Source organism: Streptomyces sp. NPDC053431 (genome assembly GCF_044544925.1).
Lineage (GTDB): Bacteria > Actinomycetota > Actinomycetes > Streptomycetales > Streptomycetaceae > Streptomyces.
This window is the reverse complement of record NZ_JBITXX010000015.1, coordinates 71,166-97,657: the sequence shown is the minus strand read 5'-3', so window position 1 is coordinate 97,657 and position 26,492 is coordinate 71,166. Positions and strand designations below refer to the sequence as shown.

Below are 26,492 nucleotides of genomic sequence, written 5' to 3'. Positions count from 1 at the left end.
GAGGACGTCCGGCGCCGCGGCAGCGTGTTGGATGGGCCTGTGCGCCTCCCCCGACCCCACCGCGACGATCTGCTGATCGCCTTCATCGGCCTGTCCGGCGGCCTCGTCCTGTGGTCCTTCGGTCTGTACGTGACCGGCGACCGGGTCTTCGGCGAGCGCTGGGCGACGCTGGTCCCGCTGGTGGTGATGGCGGCGATGGAGGCGGTGCGCCGCACGGCCCCGCGCACCGCGCTGATCGTCGGCACCCTGGCGATCGCCGCGGACCAGTTCACCCACGGCAGTCTCGCCACCGTCCTGATGTTCACGGACGTGGTCTACGCGGCCGTGGTGTACGGCTCGCCCGCGTCCGCCCGGCGCATCCCGTACACCACGGGTCTGATCACCGTCGCGATCACGGTGGTGCTGCTGATCTGGTGGCAGAACGCGATCGCGCTGCTGGTGGGCGTCCTGTCGGGCATGCTCTCCTTCCTGCCCGCCCTCACCGGCGCGATCGTGCGCAACCACCGGGAGGCCGCGGAGGCGGCGAAGCTGCGGGCCGAGCAGACCGCGCTGCTGGCCGAGATGGACCGCGCGCAGGCCGTGGTCGCGGAGCGCGCCCGGATGGCCCGCGAACTGCACGACATGGTCGCCAACCACCTCTCCGCGATCGCCATCCACTCCACCGCCGCGCTGTCGATCGACGACGCGGCGACCACCCGGCAGGCGCTGACCGTGATCCGGGAGAACAGCGTGGCGGGACTCGCCGAGATGCGGCGGCTGATCGGGCTGCTCCGGGACAGCGGCGGGGACGCCGAGCCGGCGGCGGCGCCCCGGCTCTCGGGCCTGGAGGCGCTGATCGCGCAGGCCCGTACCAACGGCGCGTCGAGCGGCCTGGCGTTCACCCTCGACGACAGCCGCGAGGAGACCGCCGAGCCGCTGCCCGCGCCGGTCGAGCTCGCCGCGTACCGGATCGTGCAGGAGTCGCTGACCAACGCCCTCAAGCACGCCCCGGCCGGTACGGTCACGGTGTTCCTGGCCCGTGACGCGCGGGCTCTCACGGTGCGGGTGACCAGCCCGTTCGGTGACCGGCCGGGGCCGCGCGCGCCGGGCTCGGGGGCCGGCCTGGTGGGGATGCGGGAGCGGGTGCAGCTGCTCGGCGGGGAGTTCGAGGCGGGGCCGTGCCCGGACGGGGACGGCAGCAAGATCTGGCAGGTGCGGGCCGTGCTGCCCGCCGAGGAGAGGACGCCGGAGGCATGACGATCCGGATCGTGGTCGCCGAGGACCAGAGCGCGGTACGCGCCGGACTCGTGCTGATCCTGGGCAGCGCGCCCGACATCGAGGTGGTGGGCGAGGCCGCCGACGGGGAGCGCGCGGTGGAGCTGGCCCGCGAACTGCGCCCGGACCTGGTCCTGATGGACGTCCAGATGCCGAAGCTGGACGGGGTGTCGGCGACCCGGCAGGTGGTGGCGGAGGGACTCGCGGACGTCCTGGTGCTGACCACCTTCGACCTGGACGCGTACGTGTTCGGGGCGCTGCGGGCGGGCGCCGCGGGCTTCCTGCTGAAGAACACGGACGCGAAGGACCTGGTGGAGGCGGTACGGACGGTGGCCCGCGGCGAGGGGATGATCGCCCCGGCGGTGACCCGGCGGCTGATCGCCGAGTTCGCCGCGCCGAGCCGGCCGGCCCCGCCGTCGGGGGTGCTCGACGCGCTGACGCCCCGGGAGCGGGAGGTCCTCTCGGCGCTCGGCGCGGGCCTGTCGAACGCGGAGATCGCGGTGCGCCTGGAGATGGCGGAGGCGACGGTGAAGACCCACGTGTCGAAGGTGCTGGGCAAGCTGGAGCTGCGGTCCAGGGTCCAAGCGGCGGTGCTGGCACGGGAGTTGGGTCTCTGAGGCCGGGGCGGCAACGAAGGTCTGGACCTCTTGACGATTGGTCCAGACCTTCCTACGCTCGCGGGGCGCGCGCACCTTCACGGACCACCCCCACCCCGAACGTCCGCAACTTGAGGAGCACCGTTGAGCACTCAAGCACCGACGCGCAGAGCAGGATGGAGACGCCGGGCCGCCGCCGGCCTCACCGCCCTCGTGCTGCCCCTGGCCGCCATGATCGGCCTCGCGGCCCCCGCCGAGGCGGCCGCCTCCGCGACCGCCACCTACACCAAGACCCAGGACTGGGGCACCGGCTTCGAGGGCAAGTGGACGGTGAAGAACACCGGCACCACCACCCTGTCCTCCTGGACCGTCGAGTGGGACTTCCCCTCCGGCACCGCGGTCACCTCCGCCTGGGACGCCACCGTCACCAGCTCCGGCACCCACTGGACCGCCAAGAACGTGGGCTGGAACGGCACCCTCGCCCCCGGCGCCACCATCTCCTTCGGCTTCAACGGAACCGGGTCCGGCGCACCGAGCGGCTGCAAGGTCAACGGCGGCTCCTGCGACGGCTCCACCCAGCCCGGCGACAACCCGCCCTCCGCCCCCGGCACCCCGGTCGCCTCCAACATCACCGACACCTCGGTGAAGCTCACCTGGACGGCCGCCACCGACGACAAGGGCGTCAAGAACTACGACGTCAAGCGGAACGGCGCCACGGTCGCCACGGTCACCGGCCTGACCTGGACCGACACCGGCCTGACCGCCGGCACCGACTACACGTACGCGGTCGTCGCCCGTGACACCGCCGACCAGACCGGCCCCGCGGGCGGCACCGTCAGCGTCCGCACCACCGGCGGCGGCGGGGGCAACCCGCAGCCCGGCACCACGGTGAAGATGGGCTACTTCACCAACTGGGGGGTCTACGGGCGCAATTACCACGTCAAGAACATCGTGACCTCCGGCTCCGCGGCCAAGATCACCCACATCAACTACGCCTTCGGCAACGTCACCGGCGGCAAGTGCGCCATCGGCGACTCCTACGCCGACTACGACAAGGCCTACACCGCCGACCAGTCCGTCGACGGCGTCGCCGACACCTGGGACCAGCCGCTGCGCGGCAACTTCAACCAGCTGCGCAAGCTGAAGAAGGCCTACCCGAACATCAAGGTCATCTGGTCCTTCGGCGGCTGGACCTGGTCCGGCGGCTTCGGCCAGGCGGTGCAGAACCCGACCGCCTTCGCCCAGTCCTGCTACGACCTGGTCGAGGACCCGCGCTGGGCCGACGTCTTCGACGGCATCGACCTCGACTGGGAGTACCCGAACGCGTGCGGACTGTCCTGTGACACCAGCGGCCCGAACGCCTTCAAGAACATGATGCAGGCCATGCGCGCCAAGTTCGGCGCCAACGCCTTCGTCACCGCGGCCGTCACGGCCGACGCCTCCTCCGGCGGCAAGATCGACGCCACCGACTACGCGGGCGCCGCGCCGTACATGAACTGGTTCAACGTGATGACGTACGACTTCTTCGGTGCCTGGGACGCCAAGGGCCCGACGGCCCCGCACTCCCCGCTCACCTCGTACACCGGCATCCCGCAGCAGGGCTTCAACTCCGCCGAGGCCATCGCCAAGTACAAGGCCAAGGGCGTCCCGGCCAACAAGCTGCTGCTCGGCATCGGCTTCTACGGCCGCGGCTGGACCGGCGTCACCCAGTCCGCCCCCGGCGGCACCGCCACCGGACCGGCGCAGGGCACCTACGAGCAGGGCATCGAGGACTACAAGGTCCTCAAGAACTCCTGCCCCGCCAACGGCACCGTCGCCGGCACCGCCTACGCCCACTGCGGCACCAACTGGTGGAGCTACGACACCCCCGCCACCGTCACCTCGAAGATGAGCTGGGCCAGGAACCAAGGCCTGGGCGGCGCCTTCTTCTGGGAGTTCAGCGGCGACAGCGGCAACGGCGAGCTCGTCGGCGCCATCAACAGCGGGCTGAGCTAGCCCGTACGCCGAAGCGGGGACGGCGCAGCACGCCGTCCCCGCTTCATTGCACGTATGCAGGCCCTCAGGCCACATTCACGGCCGATCAGGCCACATTCACCCGCTGGCCGGGCGGTGCCGCCTCCAGCCAGGCCAGGAAGCCGGTCAGGGCGTCCTCGCTCATCGCCAGCTCCAGCCGCGTCCCGTGCACCAGACAGCCCTGGATCACGGAGTCCGACAGCAGCGCCAGCTCCTCCTCGCCCTCCGGCATCCGGCGCTCCAGGACCTCGATGGCCGAGCGCTCCAGGACCCGCTTGGGGCGAGGGGCGTACGAGAAGACCCGGAACCAGGCGATCTCGTCCCCGCTGTACCGCGCGACCCCGTACACCCAGCCCTTGCCGCTGGGGTCCGGGGCCTCCGGCACGTTCCAGCGCAGGGAACAGTCGAAGGTGCCGCCGGCACGCTGGATCAGTCTGCGGCGCAAGCCGAAGACGAAGAGCCCGATCACCACCAGTGCGACGACCAGGCCGCACACGAGCAGAGCGAGGAACATCTTCACCGACCTCCTCGCCGCTTCCCGTAACCGGTGGACCCGGCCAGACCGAATACAACCTGCATATGCATCGCCTCAGCCGCGACACGGTCTGGAAAATTCCAGCCGTGCCGCGGCTGAGGGCACAACTCTCGGGCGCAGTCCGCTAGCGGACCGCTACCGCGCGCAGCCGGACCTCGGCGCGCCGCTCGGCGGCGGCGTCCTCCTCCGACTTCGCACGCTCCAGCGCGCGCTCGGCGCGCTGGGCGTCGATCTCGTCCGCCAGCTCGGCGATCTCCGCGAGCAGAGACAGCTTGTCATCGGCGAAGGAGATGAATCCGCCGTGGACGGCGGCCACGACCGTGCCGCCCTCGCTCGTGCGGATGGTCACCGGGCCCGACTCCAGCACACCGAGCAGCGGCTGGTGGCCGGGCATGACGCCGATGTCGCCGGAGGTGGTACGCGCGATGACCAGGGTGGCCTCGCCGGACCAGACACTCCGGTCCGCGGCGACCAGCTCGACGTGCAGCTCAGCAGCCAAGGGTGGCTCCTCGGGTCACCACCCGGCGGTGCCGCCGGGTGTTGGGGTCAATTCTAAAGGGCGTGAAGAGGGGGGCGGGACCGATCCCGCCCCCCTCAAGGCGAGCACGGGGCTCAGGAGACGCCGAGCTCCTTGGCGTTCTTCTTGAGGTCCTCGAGACCACCACACATGAAGAAGGCCTGCTCCGGGAAGTGGTCGAACTCACCGTCGCAGATCGCGTTGAACGCGGCGATCGACTCGTCGAGCGGAACGTCCGAACCGTCCACACCGGTGAACTGCTTCGCCGCGTGGGTGTTCTGGGACAGGAAGCGCTCGACACGGCGGGCGCGGTGGACAACGAGCTTGTCCTCCTCGCTCAGCTCGTCGATACCGAGGATCGCGATGATGTCCTGGAGGTCCTTGTACTTCTGCAGGATGCCCTTGACGCGCATGGCGGCGTCGTAGTGGTCCTGCGCGATGTAGCGCGGGTCCAGGATCCGGGACGTGGAGTCCAGCGGGTCCACGGCCGGGTAGATGCCCTTCTCGGAGATCGGACGGGAGAGAACCGTCGTCGCGTCGAGGTGGGCGAAGGTGGTCGCCGGCGCCGGGTCGGTGAGGTCGTCGGCGGGGACGTAGATCGCCTGCATCGAGGTGATCGAGTGACCACGGGTCGAGGTGATGCGCTCCTGGAGGAGACCCATCTCGTCGGCCAGGTTCGGCTGGTAACCCACCGCGGAGGGCATACGGCCGAGCAGGGTCGACACCTCGGAACCGGCCTGGGTGAAGCGGAAGATGTTGTCGATGAAGAACAGCACGTCCTGCTTCTGCACATCGCGGAAGTACTCCGCCATGGTCAGACCGGCGAGGGCCACGCGCAGACGGGTGCCCGGGGGCTCGTCCATCTGGCCGAAGACCAGCGCGGTCTTGTCGAGAACGCCGGCCTCCTCCATCTCGACCATGAGGTCGTTGCCCTCACGGGTGCGCTCACCGACGCCCGCGAAGACCGACACACCCTCGTGCAGCTTCGCCACACGCATGATCATTTCCTGGATCAGAACGGTCTTGCCGACACCGGCACCACCGAACAGACCGATCTTTCCACCCTTGACGTACGGGGTGAGAAGGTCGACGACCTTCAGGCCGGTCTCGAACATCTCGGTCTTGGACTCGAGCTGGTCGAAGGCCGGGGCCTTGCGGTGGATCGCCCAGCGGTCGGCGGAGGCGACCGTGGAGGGGTCCTCGTTGAGGACCTCGCCCAGGGTGTTGAACACCTTGCCCTTGGTGACGTCACCGACGGGGACCGTGATGGCCGAGCCCGTGTCGGTCACCGGGGCCTGGCGGACCAGACCGTCGGTGGGCTGCATCGAGATGGTGCGGACCATGCCGTCACCGAGGTGCTGCGCGACCTCGAGGGTCAGCGTCTTGGTGCCCTCACCGGACGGGTCCGGCACCTCGACGTTCAGCGCGTTGTAGATCTCCGGCATCGCGTCGACGGGGAACTCCACGTCGACGACCGGGCCGATGACCCGGGCGACGCGGCCCGTGGCGGCGGCCGTCTCAACAGTGGTCGTCATTACTTGTCACTCCCCGCGGTCGCGTCGGCCAGGGCTGCGGTGCCACCGACGATCTCGCTGATTTCCTGGGTGATGTCGGCCTGGCGGGCCGCGTTGGCAAGTCGGGTGAGGTTGGTGATCAGCTCACCCGCGTTGTCGGTCGCCGACTTCATCGCACGCCGCGTGGCGGCGTGCTTCGAGGCCGAGGACTGAAGCAGCGCGTTGTAGATCCGGCTCTCGACGTAGCGCGGCAGCAGGGCGTCCAGGACGTCCTCCGCCGACGGCTCGAAGTCGTACAGCGGACGGAGCGTGTCCGTCTCGCCGGCCTCCTTCGCGACCTCGTCGAGGCTGAGGGGCAGCAGCCGGGCCTCGACCGCCGTCTGCGTCATCATCGAGATGAACTCGGTGTAGACGATGTGGAGCTCGTCCACACCACCCTCGGCCGTGTCCTTCTCGATCGCCTCGATCAGCGGCTCGCCGATCTTCTTGGCGTCCGCGTACGTCGGCTCGTCCGTGAAGCCGGTCCACGTGTCGGCCAGCTTGCGCTCACGGAAGTTGAAGTGCGCGACACCACGGCGACCGACGACGTAGATGTCGACCGCCTTGCCCTCGCCCTCCAGCTTCTTGATGAGCTGCTCCGCCGCCTTGATGGCGTTGGAGTTGAAGGCGCCGGCCAGACCGCGGTCGCTCGTGAGGAGCAGGACCGCGGCGCGGGTCGGGTTCTCCGCCTCGGTGGTCAGCGCGTGCTTGTCGCTCGCGCCCGTGGCCACCGCGGTCACCGCGCGGGTGAGCTCGGTCGCGTACGGAGTCGACGCCTGCACCTTGCGCTGCGCCTTGACGACGCGCGAGGCGGCGATCATCTCCATCGCCTTGGTGATCTTCTTCGTCGCGGTGACGGATTTGATGCGACGCTTGTAGACCCGGAGCTGCGCTCCCATGAGTCAGGTCCCTTCCGTCGTCACTTCGAGACGTTGACGGCGGCGGGAGCGTCCTCGCCGAGCAGCTTGCCGTCAGAGGTCTCGAACTGCTTCTTGAACTCCGCGATCGCGTCGGCGACGGACTGCAGCGTGTCGTCCGACATCTTGCCGCCCTCACGGATGGAGGTCATGAGGCCCGAGTGGTTCTGGCGCAGGTACGCCAGCAGCTCGGCCTCGAAGCGGCGGATGTCGGCCACCGGGACGTCGTCCATCTTGCCGGTGGTGCCGGCCCAGATCGAGACGACCTGGTTCTCCGTCGGCATCGGCTGGTACTGAGCCTGCTTGAGCAGCTCGACCATGCGCTGACCGCGCTCCAGCTGGGCCTTCGACGCGGCGTCCAGGTCGGAACCGAAGGCGGCGAACGCCTCGAGCTCACGGAACTGGGCCAGGTCCACGCGGAGGCGGCCGGAGATCTGCTTCATCGCCTTGTGCTGGGCGGAGCCACCGACACGCGAGACGGAGATACCGACGTTCAGGGCCGGACGCTGGCCGGCGTTGAACAGGTCGGACTCCAGGAAGCACTGGCCGTCGGTGATGGAGATGACGTTGGTCGGGATGAACGCCGAGACGTCGTTGGCCTTGGTCTCGACGATCGGCAGACCGGTCATCGAACCGGCACCCAGCTCGTCCGAGAGCTTGGCGCAGCGCTCGAGCAGGCGGGAGTGCAGGTAGAAGACGTCACCCGGGTAGGCCTCACGGCCCGGCGGGCGGCGCAGCAGCAGCGACACGGCGCGGTAGGCGTCGGCCTGCTTCGACAGGTCGTCGAAGACGATCAGGACGTGCTTGCCCTGGTACATCCAGTGCTGACCGATGGCCGAACCGGTGTACGGCGCCAGGTACTTGAAGCCGGCCGGGTCGGACGCCGGGGCGGCGACGATGGTCGTGTACTCGAGGGCACCGGCCTCCTCCAGGGCACCGCGAACGGCGGCGATGGTGGAGCCCTTCTGGCCGACGGCGACGTAGATGCAGCGGACCTGCTTGTTCACGTCGCCCGAGCGCCAGTTGTCACGCTGGTTAATGATCGTGTCGATGCACAGCGCGGTCTTGCCGGTCTGACGGTCACCGATGATCAGCTGACGCTGGCCACGGCCGACCGGGGTCATGGCGTCGACAGCCTTGTAGCCGGTCTCCATCGGCTCGTGGACCGACTTGCGCTGCATGACGCCGGGGGCCTGCAGCTCGAGGGCGCGGCGGCCCTCGGTCGCGATCTCGCCGAGACCGTCGATCGGGTTACCGAGCGGGTCGACGACGCGACCCAGGTAGCCCTCACCGACACCTACGGAGAGGACCTCGCCGGTGCGCTGCACCGACTGACCCTCCTCGATGCCGCTGAACTCGCCGAGGACGATGGCACCGATCTCGCGCTCCTCGAGGTTGAGGGCGAGACCGAGGGTGCCGTCCTCGAACTTCAGCAGCTCGTTCGCCATGGCCGAGGGAAGACCCTCGACCTTCGCGATACCGTCGCCGGCCAGGCTGACCGTGCCGACCTCCTCGCGCGAGGCCGCGTCCGGCTGGTACGACTGGACGAAGTTCTCCAGCGCGTCCCGGATCTCCTCCGGCCGGATCGTGAGCTCCGCCATCTGGGTTCCCTGCTCTCCTTGTTGGGCCCGAAGTTTCTTAGGGGGTCTGGGGGCCGACCCCCAGGAATCTTCTGCAATCTCTGCACGGCCCAACCGGGCCGCTGGTGATGCTTGTTGAGTTGTGGCCGAGGTCAGCCGGCCAGTCGCCGGGTCGCCTCGTCGAGGCGCTCGGCGATGGTGCCGTCGATGACCTCGTCGCCCACCCGCACCGTGATCCCGCCGAGGACCGTGGGGTCCACGTCCAGGTTCAGGTGCATCTGGCGGCCGTACAGCTTGGCCAGCACGGCGCCGAGGCGCTGCTTCTGTGCGTCGCTCAGCGGCACCGCCGAGGTGACGACGGCGACCATCCGGTCCCGGCGCGCCGCGGCGAGCTTGGACAGGGACTCGAGTCCCGCTTCCAGGCTACGTCCCCGCGGCTGGGTCACCAGACGGACGACCAGGCGCTCGGTGACGGCGTTGGCCCTGCCACCGAGCAGACTGCGCAGCAGCTCGCCCTTGGCGGAGGCCTTGGCGGTCTTGTCCGTCAGCGCCGAGCGGAGCTCGGGGCTGGAGGAGACGATCCGGCCGAAGCGGAACAGCTCGTCCTCGACGTCGTCGAGGGCGCCCGCCTTCTGGGCGGCGGTGAGGTCGGCGATGTTCGCCAGCTCCTCGACGCCGTCCACCAGGTCACGCGACTGCGACCAGCGGTGGCGGACCATCCCGGAGACCACGTCGACGGTCTCGCCGCCCACCTGACCCGAGAGGAGTCGCTGCGCGAGCTCGGCCTTGGCCTCGCCCGACTGCGCGGGGTCGGTCAGGACCCGGCGCAGCGACACCTCGCGGTCGAGGAGTGCGGTGACCGCGGCCAGCTCACCGGCGAGCTTCGCCGCGTCGACCGACGTGTTGTCGGTCAGCGCGTCGAGGGCCTCGCGTGCGGCGCTCAGTGCCTCGCGGCTCGCTCCGTTCATCGGACGGCCTCGGCCTTCTCCTCGAGCTCGTCGAGGAAGCGGTCGATGGTGCGGCTCTGGAGGGCGTGGTCCTCGAGGGACTCACCGACCAGCTTCGCGGCCAGGTCCGTGGCGAGCTTGCCGACGTCCTGACGCAGCGCGGCGGACGCGGCCTTCCGGTCGGCCTCGATCTGGGCGTGACCGGCGGCGACGATCTCCTCGCGCTGGCGCTGGCCTTCCGCCTTCATCTCCTGGATGATCGCGGTGCCCTGCTCCGTCGCCTCCTGGCGGAGACGCGCGGCTTCGTGGCGGGCCTCGGCGAGCTGAGCCTTGTACTGCTCCAGCACACTCTGAGCCTCGATCTGGGCCGACTCGGCCTTCTCGATGCCACCCTCGATGGCCTCACGGCGCTCTTCCAGAACCTTGTTGATGTTCGGGAGGAGCTTCTTGGCGAGGAAGCCGAAGACGATGACGAAGGCGATCAGGCCGATGACGAGCTCGTCGAGATGCGGGATGAGCGGAGGCTGCTCCTCCGCCGCTTCCGCAAGAAGCAGAGCGTTCACATCAGTGCCTTCCGTAAAAAGGGTCGGGCTGTCGGTCCGGCTTACTTGTAGACGAAGCCCATGACGATGCCGATGAGGGCGAGCGCCTCACAGAACGCGAAACCCATGATCTGGTTGGTACGGATCAGGCCGGCCGCCTCGGGCTGACGGGCGAGGGCCTGGGTGCCGTTACCGAAGATGATGCCGACGCCGACGCCGGGGCCGATGGCCGCGAGGCCGTAGCCGATGGAGGCGACGTTTCCGTTGACGGCGGCGAGAGTCTCGAGAGCGGACATGCCGGTTCTTCCTTCTCTTTCAAGGACCCGGTGGGGGTTGGCCACCGGACGACTGTTGGTAAGGGGGTGTGTGGTGCTGCTGCCGGGCCGGCTCAGTGGTGCTCGGAGAGCGCGCCCTGGACGTAGCTGCAGGCCAGGAGGACGAAGACGTACGCCTGGACGGCCTGGATGAAGAGCTCGAAGGCGGTCATGATGATGACCATCACGAACGAGGCGCCGGCGTAGACGAAGCCCAGGCCGTTCATGAGGTACCAGGTGGCCAGCGAGAACATCACGATGAGCAGGTGACCGGCGAACATGTTCGCGAACAGTCGGACCGCGTGCGTGAAGGGCCGGATGAGCAGGTTCGAGAAGAACTCGAGAACGACGACCAGGGGAAGGATCGGGCCGAGCGACTTGTCGTAGCCGACGATGTTCTTCCAGCCGCCGACGAAGCCGTGCTTCTTGAAGGTCAGCGAGATCCAGAGCACGTAGACGATCAGCGCGAGGGCCGCCGGGAAGGCGATCAGCGAGGTGACCGGGAACTGGGCGACCGGAACGATCGACCACAGGTTCATGATCCAGACGAAGAAGAACAGCGAGACCATGAAGGGGACGTACTTCTGGCCGTCCTTCTTGCCGATGATCTCGTAGACGATGCCGCGGCGGACGAAGTCGTAGCCGGCCTCGCCGACCATCTGCATCTTGCCCGGGATCAGCTTCGGCTTGTTGAACGCGGCCCAGAAGAAGCCGACGACCACGATCGAGCCCAGGATGGCGAGCAGCATCGGCTTGGTGAACTCGAAGCTGCCCACGGTGAAGATGGGCTCGTACATGAACGTGTGCAGGCCCGGCGCCGGGAAGCCACATCCGGTGAAGATGTGGCAATCCGGGTCGAAGGCAAGCGTCTGGTCAGCACTCACCGCGGGCTCCTTCAGCGTGGCGCATAGGTACGGCAACCTCGTTGTGTCGGCGCGGCACGCAGCCGCGGGTCGGCACTGGACTGGTCTTACGGATAAGGGGGCGGCGGTTCGGCATCGAGCCTCGCGCTGGGACAGGCGCCGCTTCGGATGCCCGCGCCCGCAGTGCCGCAGTTGGCACCGGACGATAGCAGGAAGCCGAACGCGTCTTTATCCCGGCCCTACCCTTCACGACTTCGGCCCCGTGTTCTCGGGGTCGACATACATGATCTTGGCCTTCATATAGGCCCGGGCCTGGGCGGCGACCCACACGATGGTCGTAGCGAGCAGCGTGAAGGCGAAGGCCTTGAAGTCGAACGCCGAGGTGTCCTTCAGCAAGGCCAGGAAGATGAAGAGCACCAGCAGCTGGGCCGTGTAGAGCAAGAGCCCCATGGCCTGGAACAGCTGCGGAAGCTTCTTCGCCGTCCGCTGCAGAACCACCAGCCCGATGCCCATGAAGAGAAGGACGACAGCGGTGCCGACGACGGCGCCGAGCGCGCCCTTGCCACCGGCGACCACACCGCTGACGACCGTGGCGACGGCGCCTACGGCGGCGGTGGGCACTGCGGTGTGCAGCAGGGTGCGTGCGTCGTTGGACGGCATGGCGGTGTCTCCGCTTGCTGGAGGGGGCGATGGTGTCGTCATGGACGAGCGTAAGCCCGGTCCGAGGTGGGTCTCGGGGCCAACGGACCGTCGCACTACGGTCCTTCGGCACTGTCGCCGGGTCTCGTGAACCGTATCACAAACTATTTGAATAGGTCTTTACTCGGGGGGTGTGCCAACTGTCACACGTGAGAGTTACTCCGCGCGTGTGTGCACGACAGCCCGGCGGGATGTCTGGTAATGGGCCCCGATGGGGCTTTCGTCAACCTCGCGCCCCGGCCTTACTCCGGTCGGAGAACCGCGAACGGTGACCGATGGCGGTCGCCCCGTTGACCCCGGCCGGCACGGGCACCCTCTCCTCCTCGACGGCCGGCTCCGGTTCGGGAGCCGGCTTGCGGCGCCGGTAGCGCGGCGGGACGACCGCCTCCGCCCAGCGCGGGGCCCGCGGGGTGAACCGCGGCAGCAGGAGCAGCACGAGACCGACCGCGCTCAGGAAGACCACGGCGAGGACGATCCACATCGACGTCGAGTGCACCGAGTAGGCCAGCGTGCCGAAGGCGATGAGCGCCGACCAGAAGTACATGATCAGCACGGCGCGGCTGTGCGAGTGCCCGATCTCCAGGAGCCGGTGGTGCAGGTGGCCGCGGTCGGCGGCGAACGGCGACTGGCCCTTCCAGGTACGGCGCACGATCGCGAGCACCAGGTCGGCCATCGGGATCGCGATGATGGTCAGCGGCAGCACCAGCGGGATGAAGACCGGCAGGGCCGCGTGCGTGGCCGCCTTCGTCGAGCCCTCGAAGATCTTCAGCGCGTCCGGGTCGACCTGGCCCGTGATGGAGATGGCCGAGGCGGCCAGGATCAGACCGATCAGCATCGAGCCCGAGTCGCCCATGAAGATCCGCGCCGGGTGCATGTTGTGCGGCAGGAAGCCCAGGCACATGCCCATGAGGATCGCGGCGAACAGGGTCGCGGGGGCGGCCGCCTCGATCGTGTAGCCGAACCAGATCCGGTACGCGTAGAGGAAGAAGGCGGCGGCGGCGATGCACACCATGCCGGCGGCGAGCCCGTCGAGACCGTCGACGAAGTTCACGGCGTTGATGGTCAGGACGACCAGGGCGACGGTGAGCAGCGTGCCCTGCCACTGGGTGAGGGCGACCGTGCCGACGCCGGGGATGGGCAGCCACAGGATCGTCAGACCCTGCATCACCATCACGCCGGCGGAGATCATCTGCGCGCCGAGCTTGATCAGCGCGTCCAGCTCGAACTTGTCGTCGAGGACGCCGATCAGCCAGATCAGGGCGGCGCCGGAGAGCAGCGCGCGGGGCTCGTTGGACAGCTCGAAGACGCTGTTGAGGTTCTGCAGGTGGTCGGCGACGAGCAGTCCCGCGCACAGCCCGAAGAACATGGCGATGCCACCGAGCCGCGGAGTCGGTTCTCGGTGTACGTCGCGGGCACGGATCTCCGGCATCGCCCCGGTCGCGATGGCGAACTTCCGCACCGGACCGGTCAGCAGATAGGTCACCGCGGCCGTGACACAGAGCGTCAGCAGGTAATCACGCACGGGCTGCCCCACAGGAATCGCTGGCCATCTCAGCCCCACACCCTAGCCGGGCCGTCCCCCTGGTTGAGGACACACCGGTGCCGCGAACGGTTGCGGACCCGGCATCTTTACCGTCCATACGGGGGAAATCGCCCCGCGAGCTCGCGTACTTCCGCGCGGACCCGCGCCGTCTCCTCCGGGTCGTCGCGCAGCGCGGCGGTGAACAGCGCGGCCACCCGTGCCAGCTCCGGCGCCCCCATCCCCTGCGTCGTGACGGCCGCCGTCCCGAGCCGGATGCCCCGCCCGTCCCCGTACGGCAGCGCGCAGGTGTCGAGCACGATGCCGGCGGCGGCGAGCCGGGAGCGGGCGGTCCGCCCGTCCACACCGAGCGGCGCGGGGTCGGCGGTGATGAGGTGCGTGTCCGTCCCGCCGGTGGTCAGCGTGAAGCCCTCGGCGGCGAGCGCGGCGGCCAGGACGCGGGCGTTCTCCACCACCTGATGGGCGTACGCGGTGAAGGCGGGGGTGGACGCCTCCCCGAAGGCGACCGCCTTGGCGGCGATCGAGTGCATCTGCGCGCCGCCCTGCGTGAACGGGAACACGGCCCGGTCCACCTGCGCGGCCAGCTCCGCCCCGCACAGGATCAGTCCGCCGCGGGGGCCGCGCAGCACCTTGTGGCTGGTGCCGCAGACGATGTCCGCGTACGGGACGGGGCTCGGCGCCGCGCCGCCGGCGACCAGCCCGAGGGGATGGGCGGCGTCGGCGATCAGATAGGCCCCGACCTCGTCGGCGATGTCACGGAAGACCGCGTAGTCCAAGTGCCGCGGATACGAGATGGACCCGCAGACGATCGCCTTCGGCCGGTGGTGCCGGGCGAGCGCGGCGACCTGCTCGTAGTCGACGAGCCCGGTCTCGGCGTCGACGCCGTACGGGACGAAGTCGAACCAGCGCCCCGAGAAGTTCGCGGGCGACCCGTGCGTGAGGTGCCCGCCGTGCGCGAGCCCCATGGCGAGCACGGTGTCCCCGGGCCGCAGCAGCGCGGCGTAGGCGGCGAGCACGGCGGAGGACCCGGAGTGCGGCTGCACGTTCGCGTGCTCGGCCCCGAACAGCGCCATGGCCCGCTCGACCGCGATCCGCTCGGCGGCGTCGACGTACTCGCACCCCCCGTGGTACCGGGAACCCGGATAGCCCTCGGCGTACTTGTTGGCGAGCTGCGACCCCAGCACGGCGAGCACCGCCGGCGAGGTGAAGTTCTCCGCGGCGATCAGCTGCAGACTGTCCCCCTGCCGTCGTGCCTCCCCGAGCAGCACGTCGGCGACCTGGGGGTCCTGTCGGCGCAGTACGTCGAGCTCGTCTTCGGGAGGCGCGGTGACGGGCATGGGGCACTCCGGGCGGTGAGTATGGCCAGAAACCCACTGTAGGCAGGCGGAGCCGCCCCCGCACTCTCCCTGACCCACCCAGGTCAACGCCCCACGGAAACCCCCTCAAGCGCCGCGCGGAGGCCCGTCAAGGCCTCGGCGGGAGCCGCGTCGGAGCCGACCCGGGCCCCGCCCGTCAACGCCGCGCAGGAACCCCCGTCAGCGCCGTCACGACCGGGTCCAAGGCCTGCTGGATCTCGTCGCCGATCGAGCGGAAGAACGTGATCGGGGCCCCGTACGGGTCGTTGACCTCGTCCGCCTCGGCCGAGGGGGCGAGGAGCCACCCGCGTAGAGCGGCGGCCGCGCGGACCAGGGCGCGGGCGCGGTCGACCGTGCCGCCCTCCCCCAGAGGATCGGGAAGCGTCGCCGGGTCTATGGCGCGGACCAGGCGGGTGAACTCCTTCAGGGTGAAGGTGCGCAGGCCCGCCGAGTGGCCCATCGAGATGACCTGCGCGCGGTGGTCGCGGGTCGCGGTGAGGACCAGGTCCGCGCGGATGACGTGCTCGTCGAGCAGCTCACGGCCCGTGAAGCCGCTGTAGTCCGCGCCGAAGTCCGCGAGGACCAGCTCCGCGTTGGTCTCCATCGGGGCACCCTCGTGGCCCCAGGTGCCCGCGCTCTCCACGATCAGACCGCCGCCCAGGGGATCCCCCAGGCGGTCGATCAGGGCATGGCGGGTCAGCCGCTCGGTGATCGGCGAGCGGCAGACGTTGCCGGTGCTGACGTGGAGGATGCGGAAGGTGCTGCCGTCGTGCTCGTGCCCCGCTATGCCACGCCCCTCAGGGACGGTCACGGGGCCACCTCGAGGTCGGGTACCACCTTCCGGAGCTCCTCCGCGGACAGCGCGCCCTCGCGCAGCAGCACCGGCACCTTGCCCGTGACGTCGACGATGGACGAGGGGACGATGCCGGGCGTCGGGCCGCCGTCGAGGTAGACGGAGACGGAGTCGCCGAGCATGCCCTGGGCCGCGTCGCAGTCCTCCGGCGAGGGGTGCCCGGTCAGGTTCGCCGAGGACACGGCCATCGGGCCCACCTCGGTCAGCAGCTCGATCGCGACCGGGTGCAGCGGCATCCGGATCGCGACGGTGCCGCGGGTGTCGCCCAGGTCCCACTGGAGCGACGGCTGGTGCTTGGCCACCAGCGTCAGCGCGCCCGGCCAGAACGCGTCGACGAGCTCCCACGCCATCTCGGAGAAGTCCGTGACGAGGCCGTGGAGGGTGTTCGGGGAGCCGATGAGGACGGGGGTGGGCATGTTGCGGCCCCGGCCCTTGGCGGCGAGGAGGTCCGCGACGGCCTCCGCGCTGAAGGCGTCCGCCCCGATCCCGTACACCGTGTCGGTGGGAAGCACGACCAGCTCGCCGCGGCGTACGGCGGACGCGGCCTCACGCAGACCCGTCGCGCGGTCCGTCGCCTCGTTGCAGTCGTATCGCCGAGCCATCAGTCCCGGTCCTCCTCGTACACGTCGTGCCTGGTCATGGTGTGGCCTTGCGGGCGGTCGCGAAACGCGGCCGGTTGTTCAGGTCGGGGTGGTCGGCGGCGTCCGCCCAGCCGGCCTCCTCGTTGAAGATCCACGGCACCTGGCCGCCCTGCGTGTCGGCGTGCTCGACGACGACGAGCCCGCCGGGCCGCAGCAGCCGGTGCGCGGTGCGCTCGATGCCCCGGATGGTGTCGAGGCCGTCCTCGCCGGAGAACAGGGCCATCTCCGGGTCGTGGTCGCGGGCCTCGGGCGCCACGTACTCCCACTCGGTGAGCGGGATGTACGGCGGGTTGGAGATGACCAGGTCGACCTGGCCGTCCAGCTCCGGCAGCGCGGACAGGGCGTCGCCCTGGTGGACGGTGACGCGCGAGCCCTCGGCGTTCTTCCGGGTCCACACCAGCGCGTCGTCGGAGAGCTCCACCGCGTGCACGCGCGAGCGCGGCACCTCCTGGGCCATGGCGAGCGCGATGGCACCGGAGCCGGTGCACAGGTCCACGATGAGCGGCTCGACCACGTCCATGGCCCGTACGGCGTCTATGGCCCAGCCGACGACCGACTCGGTCTCGGGACGCGGCACGAAGACGCCGGGGCCGACCTGCAGCTCCAGGTAGCGGAAGAAGGCCCGGCCGGTGATGTGCTGGAGCGGCTCGCGCGCCTCGCGGCGCGCGATGGCCTCCCAGTAGCGGGCGTCGAAGTCCGCGTCCTTGACGTTGTGCAGCTCCCCCCGCTTGACGCCGTGCACGAACGCGGCGAGCTCCTCGGCGTCGAAACGCGGTGAGGGAACGCCGGCGTCGGCCAGCCGCTGGGTGGCCTGGGCCACCTCGGCAAGCAGCAGGTTCACGCTGGTCCTCCGTGGTGCGGGTGGGGGCTGTACGGGGGTTACGCGGCGGCGAGCTTCGCCGCGGAGTCGGCGTCCACGCAGGCCTGGATGACCGCGTCGAGCTCGCCGTCGAGCACCTGGTCCAAGTTGTACGCCTTGAAGCCGACGCGGTGGTCCGAGATGCGGTTCTCCGGGAAGTTGTACGTACGGATCTTCTCGGAGCGGTCGACGGTGCGGACCTGGCTGCGGCGGGCGTCGGCGGCCTCGGCCTCGGCCTTCTCCTGCGCGGCGGCGAGCAGCCGGGAGCGGAGGATGCGCATGGCCTGCTCCTTGTTCTGGAGCTGGCTCTTCTCGTTCTGGCAGGAGGCGACGATGCCGGTCGGCAGGTGCGTGATGCGGACGGCGGAGTCGGTCGTGTTGACGGACTGGCCACCCGGGCCGGACGAGCGGTAGACGTCGATGCGCAGGTCGTTGGCGTGGATCTCGACCTCGACCTCCTCGGCCTCCGGCGTGACGAGCACACCGGCCGCGGAGGTGTGGATGCGGCCCTGCGACTCGGTGGCGGGCACGCGCTGCACGCGGTGCACCCCGCCCTCGTACTTGAGTCGCGCCCAGACGCCCTGGCCGGGCTCGGTGGCCCCGTTGCCGCCCTTGGTCTTCACGGCGACCTGGACGTCCTTGTAGCCGCCGAGCTCGGACTCGGTGGAGTCGATGATCTCGGTCTTCCAGCCGACGCGCTCGGCGTAGCGCAGGTACATGCGGAGCAGGTCTCCGGCGAACAGGGCGGACTCGTCGCCGCCGGCGCCGGCCTTGATCTCCAGGATGACGTCCTTGTCGTCGCTGGGGTCGCGCGGGACGAGCAGCAGCCGCAGCTTCTCGGTCAGCTCCTCGCGCTGCTTCTCCAGCTCCTTGACCTCGGCGGCGAAGTCGGGGTCGTCGTGCATCAGCTCGCGCGCCGTGTCGATGTCGTCACCGGTCTGCTTCCAGGAGCGGTAGGTGGCGACGATCGGGGTCAGCTCCGCGTAACGCTTGTTCAGCTTGCGCGCGTTGGCCTGGTCGGCGTGGACCGAAGGGTCGGCGAGCTTCTTCTCGAGGTCGGCGTGCTCGCCGACCAGTTCCTCGACCGCCTCGAACATCGGGGGCTCCTGGTTTTTCGTAAGTTGCTACGGGACGGCAAAGCGCCGGTCCCGGCCACCCCCGCGCAGGGGCAGCCGACGACCGGCGCAGTGGCTCGCTACTTCTTGGCGGAGCCGGCAGCCTTGCCGAAGCGGGCCTCGAAGCGGGCGACGCGGCCGCCGGTGTCGAGGATCTTCTGCTTGCCCGTGTAGAACGGGTGGCACTCGGAGCAGACCTCGGCACGGATGGTGCCCTCGGTGAGGGTGCTACGGGTGGTGAACGACGCGCCACAGGTGCAGCTGACCTGGGTCTCGACGTACTCGGGGTGGATCTCGCGCTTCAAGGTGTCTCCTAGTTCCGGGAGGGCTCCGGGTCGCCCGTGCGGGATGCACATGCGTGAACCGGGGCCGACGTACCAGTCTGCCAGGACCGGCCGCATCTCCCAAAACCGGGGTCGGGCCGGAACTATTCCTGCCGGCTTCCCGGCTACCGCACCAGGCCCTGGGCCTGTCCGGTGGCCGTGTCCCTGGTGGCCGACGCGGGGATCGGCCGGTCCGCCTTCAGGGCCGCCCAGACCTGCGCGGCCTGGGCCTCCAGGGGCACGACCCGGTTCGGGTCCCGCGGGTCGTACTCCACCGGCATGGTCACCATGTGGACGTCCTTGGCGCCGATGCCGGAGAGCCCCTTGGCGAAGCCCATCAGCTCGTTGACCGAGTCGAGCTCGGAGTCGGGCGTGATCGCCTTCGTGGCGGTGTCGGCGAGGTCGAGCAGCTTCTTGGGGTCGGAGAGGACGCCGACGCTCCGCACCTGCTCCAGGAAGGCCTTCATGAAGGCCTGCTGGAGCTGGATGCGCCCGAGGTCGCTGCCGTCGCCGACGCTCTTGCGGGTGCGGACCAGGCCGAGGGACTGCTCGCCGTCGAGGGTGTGCGTGCCCGGTGCGAGGTCGAGGTGGCTCTTGGAGTCCTTGATGGCCTTCGTGGTGGTGATCTCGACGCCGCCGAGCCGGTCGATGAGCTTGGTGAAGCCGGTGAAGTCGACCTCGATGTAGTGGTCCATGCGGATGCCGGACATCGCCTCGACGGTCTTGACCGCGCAGGCCGGCCCGCCGACCTCGTAGGCCGTGTTGAACATCGCCCGGTGCTCGGCGGCGACGGTGCCGCCCTTGCCGTCGGTGCACGCGGGGCGGTCGATCAGGGTGTCGCGCGGGACGGAGACCACGGAGGCCTTCTTGTGGCCCTCGTAGACGTGGACGACCATCGCGGTGTCGGAGCGGGCGGCGCCCTCGTCGCGGCCGTACGCGGCGTTGGCGCCGGAGCGGGAGTCGGAGCCCAGGACGAGGATGTCCATCGAGCCGTTGTCGACGTCCTCGGGGCGGTCCTTGCCCAGCTGCCCGTTGATGTCGACCGTCTTGAGGTTGCCGTTGAGCTTGAAGTAGACGTAACCGAGTCCGGAGCCGCCGACGAGAACCAGCCCCGCGGCGCCCCACGCGGCGAGGGTCGCCGCGCGGCGGCCCTTGGCGGCCGGCTTGCGGCGGCGGCCGGTGGCCCGTATTCGGCCGCTCTTGTTCTGCTCGGTCATCGTCATCCCTCAGCCCTAGGGTTCACCTTGTGTGACGGAAAAGCACCCGAAAGGGTTGCATGGGAGCCTGTGAGGTTTCGACGGACAACGGCCCGTAACGCGACTGCGCCCACCGTGCGGGGCACGGTGGGCGCAGTCGTTCGCGCAGGTCACGGCGAGGTTACGAGGTCGGTGCCCGGCCTCTCGCCTGTGACGGACGTCTCGGCGTCAGTCGTTGTTGGCGCCGGGCGTCGTCTTCTGGATCTGCAGCAGGAACTCGGCGTTCGACTTCGTCTGCTTCAGCTTGTCGAGCAGCAGCTCGATCGCCTGCTGCTGGTCGAGCGCGTGCAGCACCCGGCGCAGCTTCCAGGTGATGGAGAGCTCCTCGCTGCCGAGCAGGATCTCCTCCTTGCGCGTACCCGAGGCGTCGACGTCGACGGCCGGGAAGATGCGCTTGTCGGCGAGCTTCCGGTCGAGCTTGAGCTCCATGTTGCCGGTGCCCTTGAACTCCTCGAAGATCACCTCGTCCATGCGCGAGCCGGTGTCGACCAGCGCGGTGGCCAGGATGGTCAGCGAGCCGCCGTCCTCGATGTTGCGCGCGGCACCGAAGAAGCGCTTCGGCGGGTAGAGCGCGGTCGAGTCGACACCACCGGACAGGATGCGGCCGGAGGCGGGCGCCGCGAGGTTGTACGCGCGGCCCAGGCGGGTGATGGAGTCGAGCAGGACGACCACGTCGTGACCCAGCTCCACGAGGCGCTTGGCGCGCTCGATGGCCAGCTCGGCGACCGTGGTGTGGTCCTCGGCCGGGCGGTCGAAGGTCGAGGAGATGACCTCGCCCTTGACCGACCGCTGCATGTCGGTGACCTCTTCCGGACGCTCGTCGACGAGGACGACCATCAGGTGGCACTCGGGGTTGTTGTGGGTGATCGCGTTGGCGATCGCCTGCATGATCATGGTCTTGCCGGTCTTCGGCGGGGCCACGATCAGACCGCGCTGGCCCTTGCCGATCGGCGACACGAGGTCGATGATCCGCGTGGTCAGCACGCCCGGGTCGGTCTCCAGACGGAGGCGGTCCTGCGGGTACAGCGGGGTGAGCTTGTTGAACTCGGGCCGGCCGCGGCCGGACTCCGGCGCCATGCCGTTGACCGAGTCGAGGCGCACCAGCGCGTTGAACTTCTCGCGGCGCTCGCCCTCCTTCGGCTGGCGCACGGCACCGGTGACGTGGTCACCCTTGCGCAGACCGCTCTTGCGGACCTGGGCGAGGGAGACGTACACGTCGTTCGGGCCGGGCAGGTAGCCGGAGGTCCGGATGAACGCGTAGTTGTCGAGGATGTCGAGGATGCCCGCGACCGGGATCAGCACGTCGTCCTCGGAGACCTGCGGCTCACCGGCCGCGAAGTCGTCACGGCCACGACGCCCACGACGGTCGCGGTAGCGCCCGCGACGGCCCCGGCGACCGCCCTCGAAGTCGTCCTCGTCCTGCGGGCCGGCCGGCTGGCCGCCCTGCTGGCCCTGAGCGCCCTGGCCCTGGCCCTGGCGGTCCTTGCGCTGGCCGCCCTGGCCGCCGCCCTGCTGCTCGTCGCCCTTGCCGCGCTCGCGCTGACGGTCGCGGCGGTCGCGGCGGTCACCGCGCTCGCCCCGCTCGCCGCGGTCGCGGCGGCCGCGGCCCTCGGCGGTGTCGACGGCGCCCTCGGCCTTGGCGTCGGCCTGCGTGTCGGTCTTGACCTCGGTGCGCGCCTCGGTCTTGACGACCGCGGCCTCGGCCTTGGGCTCGGCGCCCTCCGGCGAACCGGCGGGGGCGGTGGCGCGACGACGGCGGCGCTCACCGGCGGGGGCGTCGTCGGAGGCCGGCTGGCCCGGGATCTCGATCTGCTGCTGGGCCACCGGCTCGGCCTTCTCGGCCTTCGGCGCGGCCTCGGCGGCGGTCTCGCCCGTACGCGCCTTGGAGGTGGCGCGGCGCTTCGGCTTGGTCTCGGCGGCGTCGCCGGACTTGGCGGCGGGCGCGGCGGAGCCCCCGCCGGCCTGCGCCTCCTTGATGACCTCGATCAGCTGGCTCTTGCGCATCCGCGCGGTGCCCCTGATGCCGAGGCCGGACGCGACCTGCTGCAGCTCGGCCAGGACCATGCCCTCGAGGCCGGTGCCGGAGCGGCGGCGCCGTGCGGTGGTGCCAGTGGCAGCACCTGCGGCGGGCGCGGCGGTGTCGACACTGTTGTCGGCAGTCACGCCCATCAGATCGGTGGTGTCGCTCACGAAGGGTCCTTCCCTGGAGCGGACGTCGGCCATCTGGCTCGGCGACCGGTTGTGCTGTCCGGCAGCGGCCCTGCTTGGTGGACCGTGTCGGGGCGGTGGTCCCGCCGGGTGCGGCGGAAGAGAGAGAAATGCGGTGGTCCGGCCCGAGCGCCCCCTGCTCGGCCCTCACCTGAAGAAGAGCGAGGGGTGTCGTGCCGGTTCCGGAGCGTGCTCGAAACTGCTCAGGCAGGCTGCTCAGGCAGTGGAGGAGGCTCCCGGAAGAATTGGTGGTCCCGGATGGGGACACTCAGCACCGCGCCACAAAGACGTCGGGTGCAGACTTGAGATTAACACTACCGGCTCCAACAAACATTCCCCCTCTCCGTCACCGGCAATCCGTGTCCGCACAGTCCCCGGTTCGGAGGGACCGTGCGGGAGACCCGTCAGGGCGCGAGCGGCAGGACGCTCGCGCCGGACACGTCGAGGTCGAGCCGGTTGGCGGCCCAGCCCTCGCCCGCGAGGAGGGCGACCTTGTCGGCCTGCCCCGGCTCGGCCAGCGCGAGCACCGTGGGGCCCGCACCGGAGATGACCGCGGGCACCCCGTCCGCCCGCAGCCGGTTCACGAGGGCGATGCTCTCGGGCATCGCGGGCGCCCGGTACTCCTGGTGCAGCCGGTCTTCGGTGGCCGCGAGCAGCAGCTCGGGGCGGCGGGTCAGGGCCTCGACGAGGAGGGCGGCACGACCCGCGTTGGCCGCGGCGTCCACGTGCGGGACGGTGCGCGGGAGGAGACCGCGGGCGGTCTCGGTCAGTACGGGCTTCCCGGGCACGAAAACCACCGGAACGATGGAATCGGAGGGATTCATCCTGATCGCCCGCGCGGCACCGGCCTCGGTCCAGGCGAGGGTGAAGCCGCCGAGCAGGCAGGCGGCCACGTTGTCGGGGTGGCCCTCGATCTCGGTGGCGAGCTCCAGCAGCGCCGCCTCGTCGAGCCTGGCGTCGCCGCCTATGGTCACGGCGCGGGCGGCCACGATGCCGGCGCAGATGGCGGCGGAGGAGGAGCCGAGGCCCCGGCCGTGCGGAATGCGGTTGGCGCAGACGACCTCGAGGCCGCGCGGCTGCCCGCCGAGCAGGTCGAAGGCCGTGCGCATCGAGCGGACGAGCAGGTGGCTCTCGTCGCGCGGGAGGTTGTCGGCGCCCTCTCCGGCGATGTCGATGTTCAGCCCGGAGTCGGCGACCCGGACGACGACGTCGTCGTAGAGCCCCAGCGACAGGCCGAAGGCGTCGAAGCCCGGGCCGAGATTGGCGCTGGTGGCGGGAACGCGCACCCGTACGGCGGCGGCGCGGAACGCGGGACCGGCCATCGCTCGATGACTCTCCTTGACTTGCGGGGATTTGTTCGGAGGGAGTGACGTGGGGGAAGTACGCGGAACCCGGGGGCCGTTCGTTCGCGCCTCACGGGCGACGACGGCAACAACACCGCGCATATGCGGCGGGGCGGGTTCGGTACAGCCTATCGAAGGAAGGTTCTGTGGCGACATAGGGCGCACAGGAGGCGCACGATGCGTGTCGCGCGCCAACCTGTGCGCCTATGTAGGTTCCTGATCGGGTTTGACTCTTGATCAGGAACCTACAGGCGCTGGTTTCAGGCCAGGCCGAGCCGCTCGGCGGCGGCCGCGGCGTCGACCGGGACGGTGACGGGCTGCGGGGCGCCCGCGACGGCCCAGTCGGGGTCCTTGAGGCCGTTGCCGGTCACCGTGCAGACGATGGTCTGCCCCGGGTCGACCTTGCCCTGCGCGGCGGCCTTCAGCAGACCGGCGACCGAGGCGGCCGAGGCGGGCTCGACGAAGACGCCCTCCTGAGCGGCCAACAGGCGGTAGGCCTGCAGGATCTCACGGTCCGTCACCTCGTCGATGAAGCCGCCGGACTCGTCGCGCGCGGCGATCGCGTAGTCCCAGGAGGCCGGGTTGCCGATCCGGATCGCGGTGGCGATGGTCGACGGGTCCTTCACGACCTCGCCGCGCACGAGCGGCGCGGAGCCGGAGGCCTGGAAGCCCCACATGCGCGGGGTACGGGCGGCGACGCCGTCGGCGGCGTACTCCCGATAGCCCTTCCAGTAGGCCGTGATGTTGCCGGCGTTGCCGACCGGGAGGACGTGGATGTCGGGGGCGTCGCCCAGCATGTCCACGATCTCGAAGGCGGCGGTCTTCTGCCCCTCGATACGGACCGGGTTCACCGAATTGACCAGCGCCACCGGGTAGTTCTCGGAGAGCCCGCGGGCCAGGGTGAGGCAGTCGTCGAAGTTGCCGTCGACCTGGAGGATCTTCGCGCCGTGCACGAGGGCCTGGCCCATCTTGCCGAGCGCGATCTTGCCCTGCGGAACGAGGACGGCGGAGACCATCCCGGCGCGCACCGCGTAGGCGGCGGCGGAGGCCGAGGTGTTGCCGGTGGACGCGCAGATGACGGCCTGCGCGCCCTCCTCCTTGGCCTTGGAGATGGCCATGGTCATGCCCCGGTCCTTGAAGGAGCCGGTGGGGTTGGCGCCCTCGACCTTGAGGTGTACCTCGCAGCCCGTGCGCTCGGAGAGGACCTGCGCGGGGACGAGCGGCGTGCCGCCCTCACGGAGCGTGACGACCGGCGTCGTGTCCGTGACCGGAAGGCGGTCCCGGTACTCCTCGATGATGCCGCGCCACTGGTGGGTGCCCTTGCTGGTCATGGGTCCTTTACTCCCCTTCAACACGCATGATGCTGGCGACACCGCGCACGGTGTCGAGCTTGCGCAGCGCCTCGACGGTCCCGGAGAGGGCGGCGTCGGGCGCGCGGTGGGTGACGACGACGAGGGAGGCCTCGCCGTCCTTGCCCTGCTGGCGCACCGTATCGATGGATACGCCGTGCTCGGCGAAGACCGTCGCGACCTGGGCGAGCACGCCCGGCTTGTCGGCCACGTCGAGACTGATGTGGTACCGCGTGACCACGTCGCCCATGGGGCTCACGGGCAGTCGGGTGTACGCGGACTCGCCGGGGCCCGTCGCCTCGTTGAGACGGTTGCGGCAGACGGCGACGAGGTCGCCGAGGACGGCCGAGGCGGTCGGCGAACCGCCGGCCCCGGGGCCGTAGAACATGAGCCGCCCGGCGGCCTCCGCCTCGACGAAGACCGCGTTGTACGCCTCGCGGACGGAGGCGAGCGGGTGGCTGAGCGGGATCATCGCCGGGTGCACGCGCGCGGTGACGGACTCGCCGTCGGCGGCCCGCTCGCAGATGGCGAGCAGCTTGATGGTGCAGCCCATCTGCTTGGCGGAGGCGAAGTCGGCCGCGGTGACCTCGGTCATGCCCTCGCGGTACACGTCGTCCAGGCGCACGCGCGTGTGGAAGGCGATGCCGGCCAGGATCGCGGCCTTGGCGGCGGCGTCGAAGCCCTCGACGTCGGCGGTCGGGTCGGCCTCGGCGTACCCCAGCGCGGTGGCCTCGTCCAGGGCCTCCTGGTAGCCGGCGCCGGTGGAGTCCATCTTGTCGAGGATGAAGTTCGTCGTGCCGTTGACGATGCCCATCACGCGGTTGATCTTGTCGCCGGCGAGCGACTCGCGCAGCGGCCGGATGAGCGGAATGGCGCCGGCCACGGCGGCCTCGTAGTACAGGTCCTGCCCGTGCTCCTCGGCGGCGGCGTACAGGCTCGCGCCGTCCTGGGCGAGCAGCGCCTTGTTGGCGGACACCACGGAGGCGCCGTGCTCGAAGGCGGTGGTGATGAGGCTGCGAGCGGGCTCGATGCCGCCGATGACCTCGACGACGACGTCGATGTCCCCGCGTTTGACGAGGGCGGTCGCGTCGGTGGTGATCAGCTCGGCCGGGACTCCCCCGCGGGCCCTGTCGGGCCGGCGGACCGCCACGCCGGCGAGCTCGACCGGCGCGCCGATGCGCGCGGCGAGGTCGTCGGCGTGCGTCGTCATGATGCGCGCCACCTCTGAGCCGACCACTCCACAGCCCAGCAGCGCCACCTTCAGCGGACGCGTACGCATCATCCGACCTCGTCTCTCGTACGGCTCGACCGTAGACCTGT

General features: G+C 70.2%; 25 protein-coding genes. 3 read left to right on the top strand and 22 right to left on the bottom strand.

All coding sequences use genetic code 11. The features are described from left to right. The first annotated feature begins 39 nt into the window (after nucleotides 1–39). The 3 genes from ACIGXE_RS28975 to ACIGXE_RS28965 all read left to right on the top strand — a co-directional run bounded on the left by ACIGXE_RS28975 (nucleotide 40) and on the right by ACIGXE_RS28965 (nucleotide 3,845). On the top strand, nucleotides 40–1,236 hold the full coding sequence (locus tag ACIGXE_RS28975) for a sensor histidine kinase (RefSeq protein ID WP_399751837.1): 1,197 nt from the start codon (nucleotides 40–42) through the stop codon (nucleotides 1,234–1,236). After that, nucleotides 1,233–1,871 (top strand): response regulator, encoded by a 639-nt coding sequence (locus ACIGXE_RS28970; protein ID WP_399751836.1) that lies wholly within the window; start codon nucleotides 1,233–1,235, stop codon nucleotides 1,869–1,871. The genes ACIGXE_RS28975 and ACIGXE_RS28970 overlap by 4 nt, the downstream gene beginning before the upstream one ends. A 210-nt stretch (nucleotides 1,872–2,081) precedes the next feature. After that, the gene (locus tag ACIGXE_RS28965; RefSeq protein ID WP_399751913.1) at nucleotides 2,082–3,845 is read left to right on the top strand and encodes a glycosyl hydrolase family 18 protein; all 1,764 of its coding nucleotides are present in this window, start codon (nucleotides 2,082–2,084) and stop codon (nucleotides 3,843–3,845) included. 85 nt (nucleotides 3,846–3,930) lie between these two features. Here ACIGXE_RS28965 and ACIGXE_RS28960 read toward each other — a convergent pair whose 3' ends face one another. The 22 genes from ACIGXE_RS28960 to ACIGXE_RS28855 all read right to left on the bottom strand — a co-directional run bounded on the left by ACIGXE_RS28960 (nucleotide 3,931) and on the right by ACIGXE_RS28855 (nucleotide 26,454). Next, complete coding sequence (locus tag ACIGXE_RS28960; RefSeq protein ID WP_399751835.1) at nucleotides 3,931–4,377, bottom strand: DUF2550 domain-containing protein; 447 nt, start codon at nucleotides 4,375–4,377, stop codon at nucleotides 3,931–3,933. A gap of 145 nt (nucleotides 4,378–4,522) precedes the next feature. After that, nucleotides 4,523–4,897 carry a F0F1 ATP synthase subunit epsilon gene (locus tag ACIGXE_RS28955; protein ID WP_399751834.1) on the bottom strand — a complete coding sequence of 125 codons (375 nt, stop codon included), beginning with the start codon at nucleotides 4,895–4,897 and terminating at the stop codon, nucleotides 4,523–4,525. A gap of 113 nt (nucleotides 4,898–5,010) precedes the next feature. After that, nucleotides 5,011–6,450 (bottom strand): F0F1 ATP synthase subunit beta, encoded by a 1,440-nt coding sequence (gene atpD / locus ACIGXE_RS28950; RefSeq protein ID WP_399751833.1) that lies wholly within the window; start codon nucleotides 6,448–6,450, stop codon nucleotides 5,011–5,013. Then, the gene (locus tag ACIGXE_RS28945) at nucleotides 6,450–7,367 is read right to left on the bottom strand and encodes a F0F1 ATP synthase subunit gamma (protein ID WP_399751832.1); all 918 of its coding nucleotides are present in this window, start codon (nucleotides 7,365–7,367) and stop codon (nucleotides 6,450–6,452) included. Before ACIGXE_RS28945 ends, atpD begins: the two co-directional genes overlap by 1 nt. A 20-nt stretch (nucleotides 7,368–7,387) precedes the next feature. Beyond that, nucleotides 7,388–8,986 (bottom strand): F0F1 ATP synthase subunit alpha, encoded by a 1,599-nt coding sequence (atpA, locus tag ACIGXE_RS28940; protein WP_399751831.1) that lies wholly within the window; start codon nucleotides 8,984–8,986, stop codon nucleotides 7,388–7,390. A gap of 131 nt (nucleotides 8,987–9,117) precedes the next feature. Beyond that, nucleotides 9,118–9,933 (bottom strand): F0F1 ATP synthase subunit delta, encoded by an 816-nt coding sequence (locus ACIGXE_RS28935; protein WP_399751830.1) that lies wholly within the window; start codon nucleotides 9,931–9,933, stop codon nucleotides 9,118–9,120. Next, nucleotides 9,930–10,475, bottom strand: a complete 546-nt coding sequence (locus ACIGXE_RS28930; protein WP_399751829.1) for a F0F1 ATP synthase subunit B — start codon at nucleotides 10,473–10,475, stop codon at nucleotides 9,930–9,932. The genes ACIGXE_RS28935 and ACIGXE_RS28930 overlap by 4 nt, the downstream gene beginning before the upstream one ends. A gap of 41 nt (nucleotides 10,476–10,516) precedes the next feature. Beyond that, nucleotides 10,517–10,750, bottom strand: coding sequence for an ATP synthase F0 subunit C (gene atpE, locus ACIGXE_RS28925; protein WP_010474382.1), 234 nt, complete (start codon nucleotides 10,748–10,750; stop codon nucleotides 10,517–10,519). 92 nt (nucleotides 10,751–10,842) lie between these two features. Further along, on the bottom strand, nucleotides 10,843–11,652 hold the full coding sequence (gene atpB, locus ACIGXE_RS28920; protein ID WP_399751828.1) for a F0F1 ATP synthase subunit A: 810 nt from the start codon (nucleotides 11,650–11,652) through the stop codon (nucleotides 10,843–10,845). A gap of 225 nt (nucleotides 11,653–11,877) precedes the next feature. Further along, nucleotides 11,878–12,291: a hypothetical protein gene (locus tag ACIGXE_RS28915; protein ID WP_399751827.1), complete on the bottom strand. Its 414-nt coding sequence runs from the start codon at nucleotides 12,289–12,291 to the stop codon at nucleotides 11,878–11,880. A gap of 262 nt (nucleotides 12,292–12,553) precedes the next feature. Next, nucleotides 12,554–13,852 (bottom strand): MraY family glycosyltransferase, encoded by a 1,299-nt coding sequence (locus tag ACIGXE_RS28910; RefSeq protein ID WP_399751826.1) that lies wholly within the window; start codon nucleotides 13,850–13,852, stop codon nucleotides 12,554–12,556. A gap of 107 nt (nucleotides 13,853–13,959) precedes the next feature. Beyond that, nucleotides 13,960–15,207, bottom strand: coding sequence for a serine hydroxymethyltransferase (gene glyA / locus ACIGXE_RS28905; RefSeq protein WP_399751825.1), 1,248 nt, complete (start codon nucleotides 15,205–15,207; stop codon nucleotides 13,960–13,962). Between the two features lie 175 nt (nucleotides 15,208–15,382). Continuing rightward, entirely contained in the window at nucleotides 15,383–16,036 is a 654-nt protein-coding gene (locus ACIGXE_RS28900) for a protein-tyrosine-phosphatase (protein ID WP_399751824.1), read from the bottom strand. Continuing rightward, the gene (locus ACIGXE_RS28895) at nucleotides 16,033–16,680 is read right to left on the bottom strand and encodes an L-threonylcarbamoyladenylate synthase (RefSeq protein ID WP_399751823.1); all 648 of its coding nucleotides are present in this window, start codon (nucleotides 16,678–16,680) and stop codon (nucleotides 16,033–16,035) included. The genes ACIGXE_RS28900 and ACIGXE_RS28895 overlap by 4 nt, the downstream gene beginning before the upstream one ends. Before the next feature lie 34 nt (nucleotides 16,681–16,714). Beyond that, nucleotides 16,715–17,560, bottom strand: a complete 846-nt coding sequence (gene prmC, locus ACIGXE_RS28890) for a peptide chain release factor N(5)-glutamine methyltransferase (RefSeq protein WP_399751822.1) — start codon at nucleotides 17,558–17,560, stop codon at nucleotides 16,715–16,717. Between the two features lie 38 nt (nucleotides 17,561–17,598). After that, nucleotides 17,599–18,675 (bottom strand): peptide chain release factor 1, encoded by a 1,077-nt coding sequence (gene prfA / locus ACIGXE_RS28885; protein ID WP_399751821.1) that lies wholly within the window; start codon nucleotides 18,673–18,675, stop codon nucleotides 17,599–17,601. Between the two features lie 98 nt (nucleotides 18,676–18,773). Continuing rightward, entirely contained in the window at nucleotides 18,774–18,998 is a 225-nt protein-coding gene (gene rpmE / locus ACIGXE_RS28880) for a 50S ribosomal protein L31 (protein WP_030761597.1), read from the bottom strand. 143 nt (nucleotides 18,999–19,141) lie between these two features. After that, a complete protein-coding gene (locus ACIGXE_RS28875) occupies nucleotides 19,142–20,233 on the bottom strand; it encodes an LCP family protein (RefSeq protein WP_399751820.1) in 1,092 nt (363 codons plus the stop codon). A 207-nt stretch (nucleotides 20,234–20,440) separates the two neighbouring features. Then, nucleotides 20,441–22,462, bottom strand: a complete 2,022-nt coding sequence (gene rho / locus ACIGXE_RS28870; protein ID WP_399751819.1) for a transcription termination factor Rho — start codon at nucleotides 22,460–22,462, stop codon at nucleotides 20,441–20,443. A gap of 422 nt (nucleotides 22,463–22,884) precedes the next feature. Continuing rightward, a complete protein-coding gene (gene thrB, locus ACIGXE_RS28865; protein WP_399751818.1) occupies nucleotides 22,885–23,802 on the bottom strand; it encodes a homoserine kinase in 918 nt (305 codons plus the stop codon). 281 nt (nucleotides 23,803–24,083) lie between these two features. Then, nucleotides 24,084–25,154 carry a threonine synthase gene (gene thrC / locus ACIGXE_RS28860; protein ID WP_399751817.1) on the bottom strand — a complete coding sequence of 357 codons (1,071 nt, stop codon included), beginning with the start codon at nucleotides 25,152–25,154 and terminating at the stop codon, nucleotides 24,084–24,086. Nucleotides 25,155–25,161: 7 nt separating this feature from the next. Further along, nucleotides 25,162–26,454 (bottom strand): homoserine dehydrogenase, encoded by a 1,293-nt coding sequence (locus ACIGXE_RS28855; protein WP_399751816.1) that lies wholly within the window; start codon nucleotides 26,452–26,454, stop codon nucleotides 25,162–25,164. Nucleotides 26,455–26,492 lie beyond the last annotated feature (38 nt).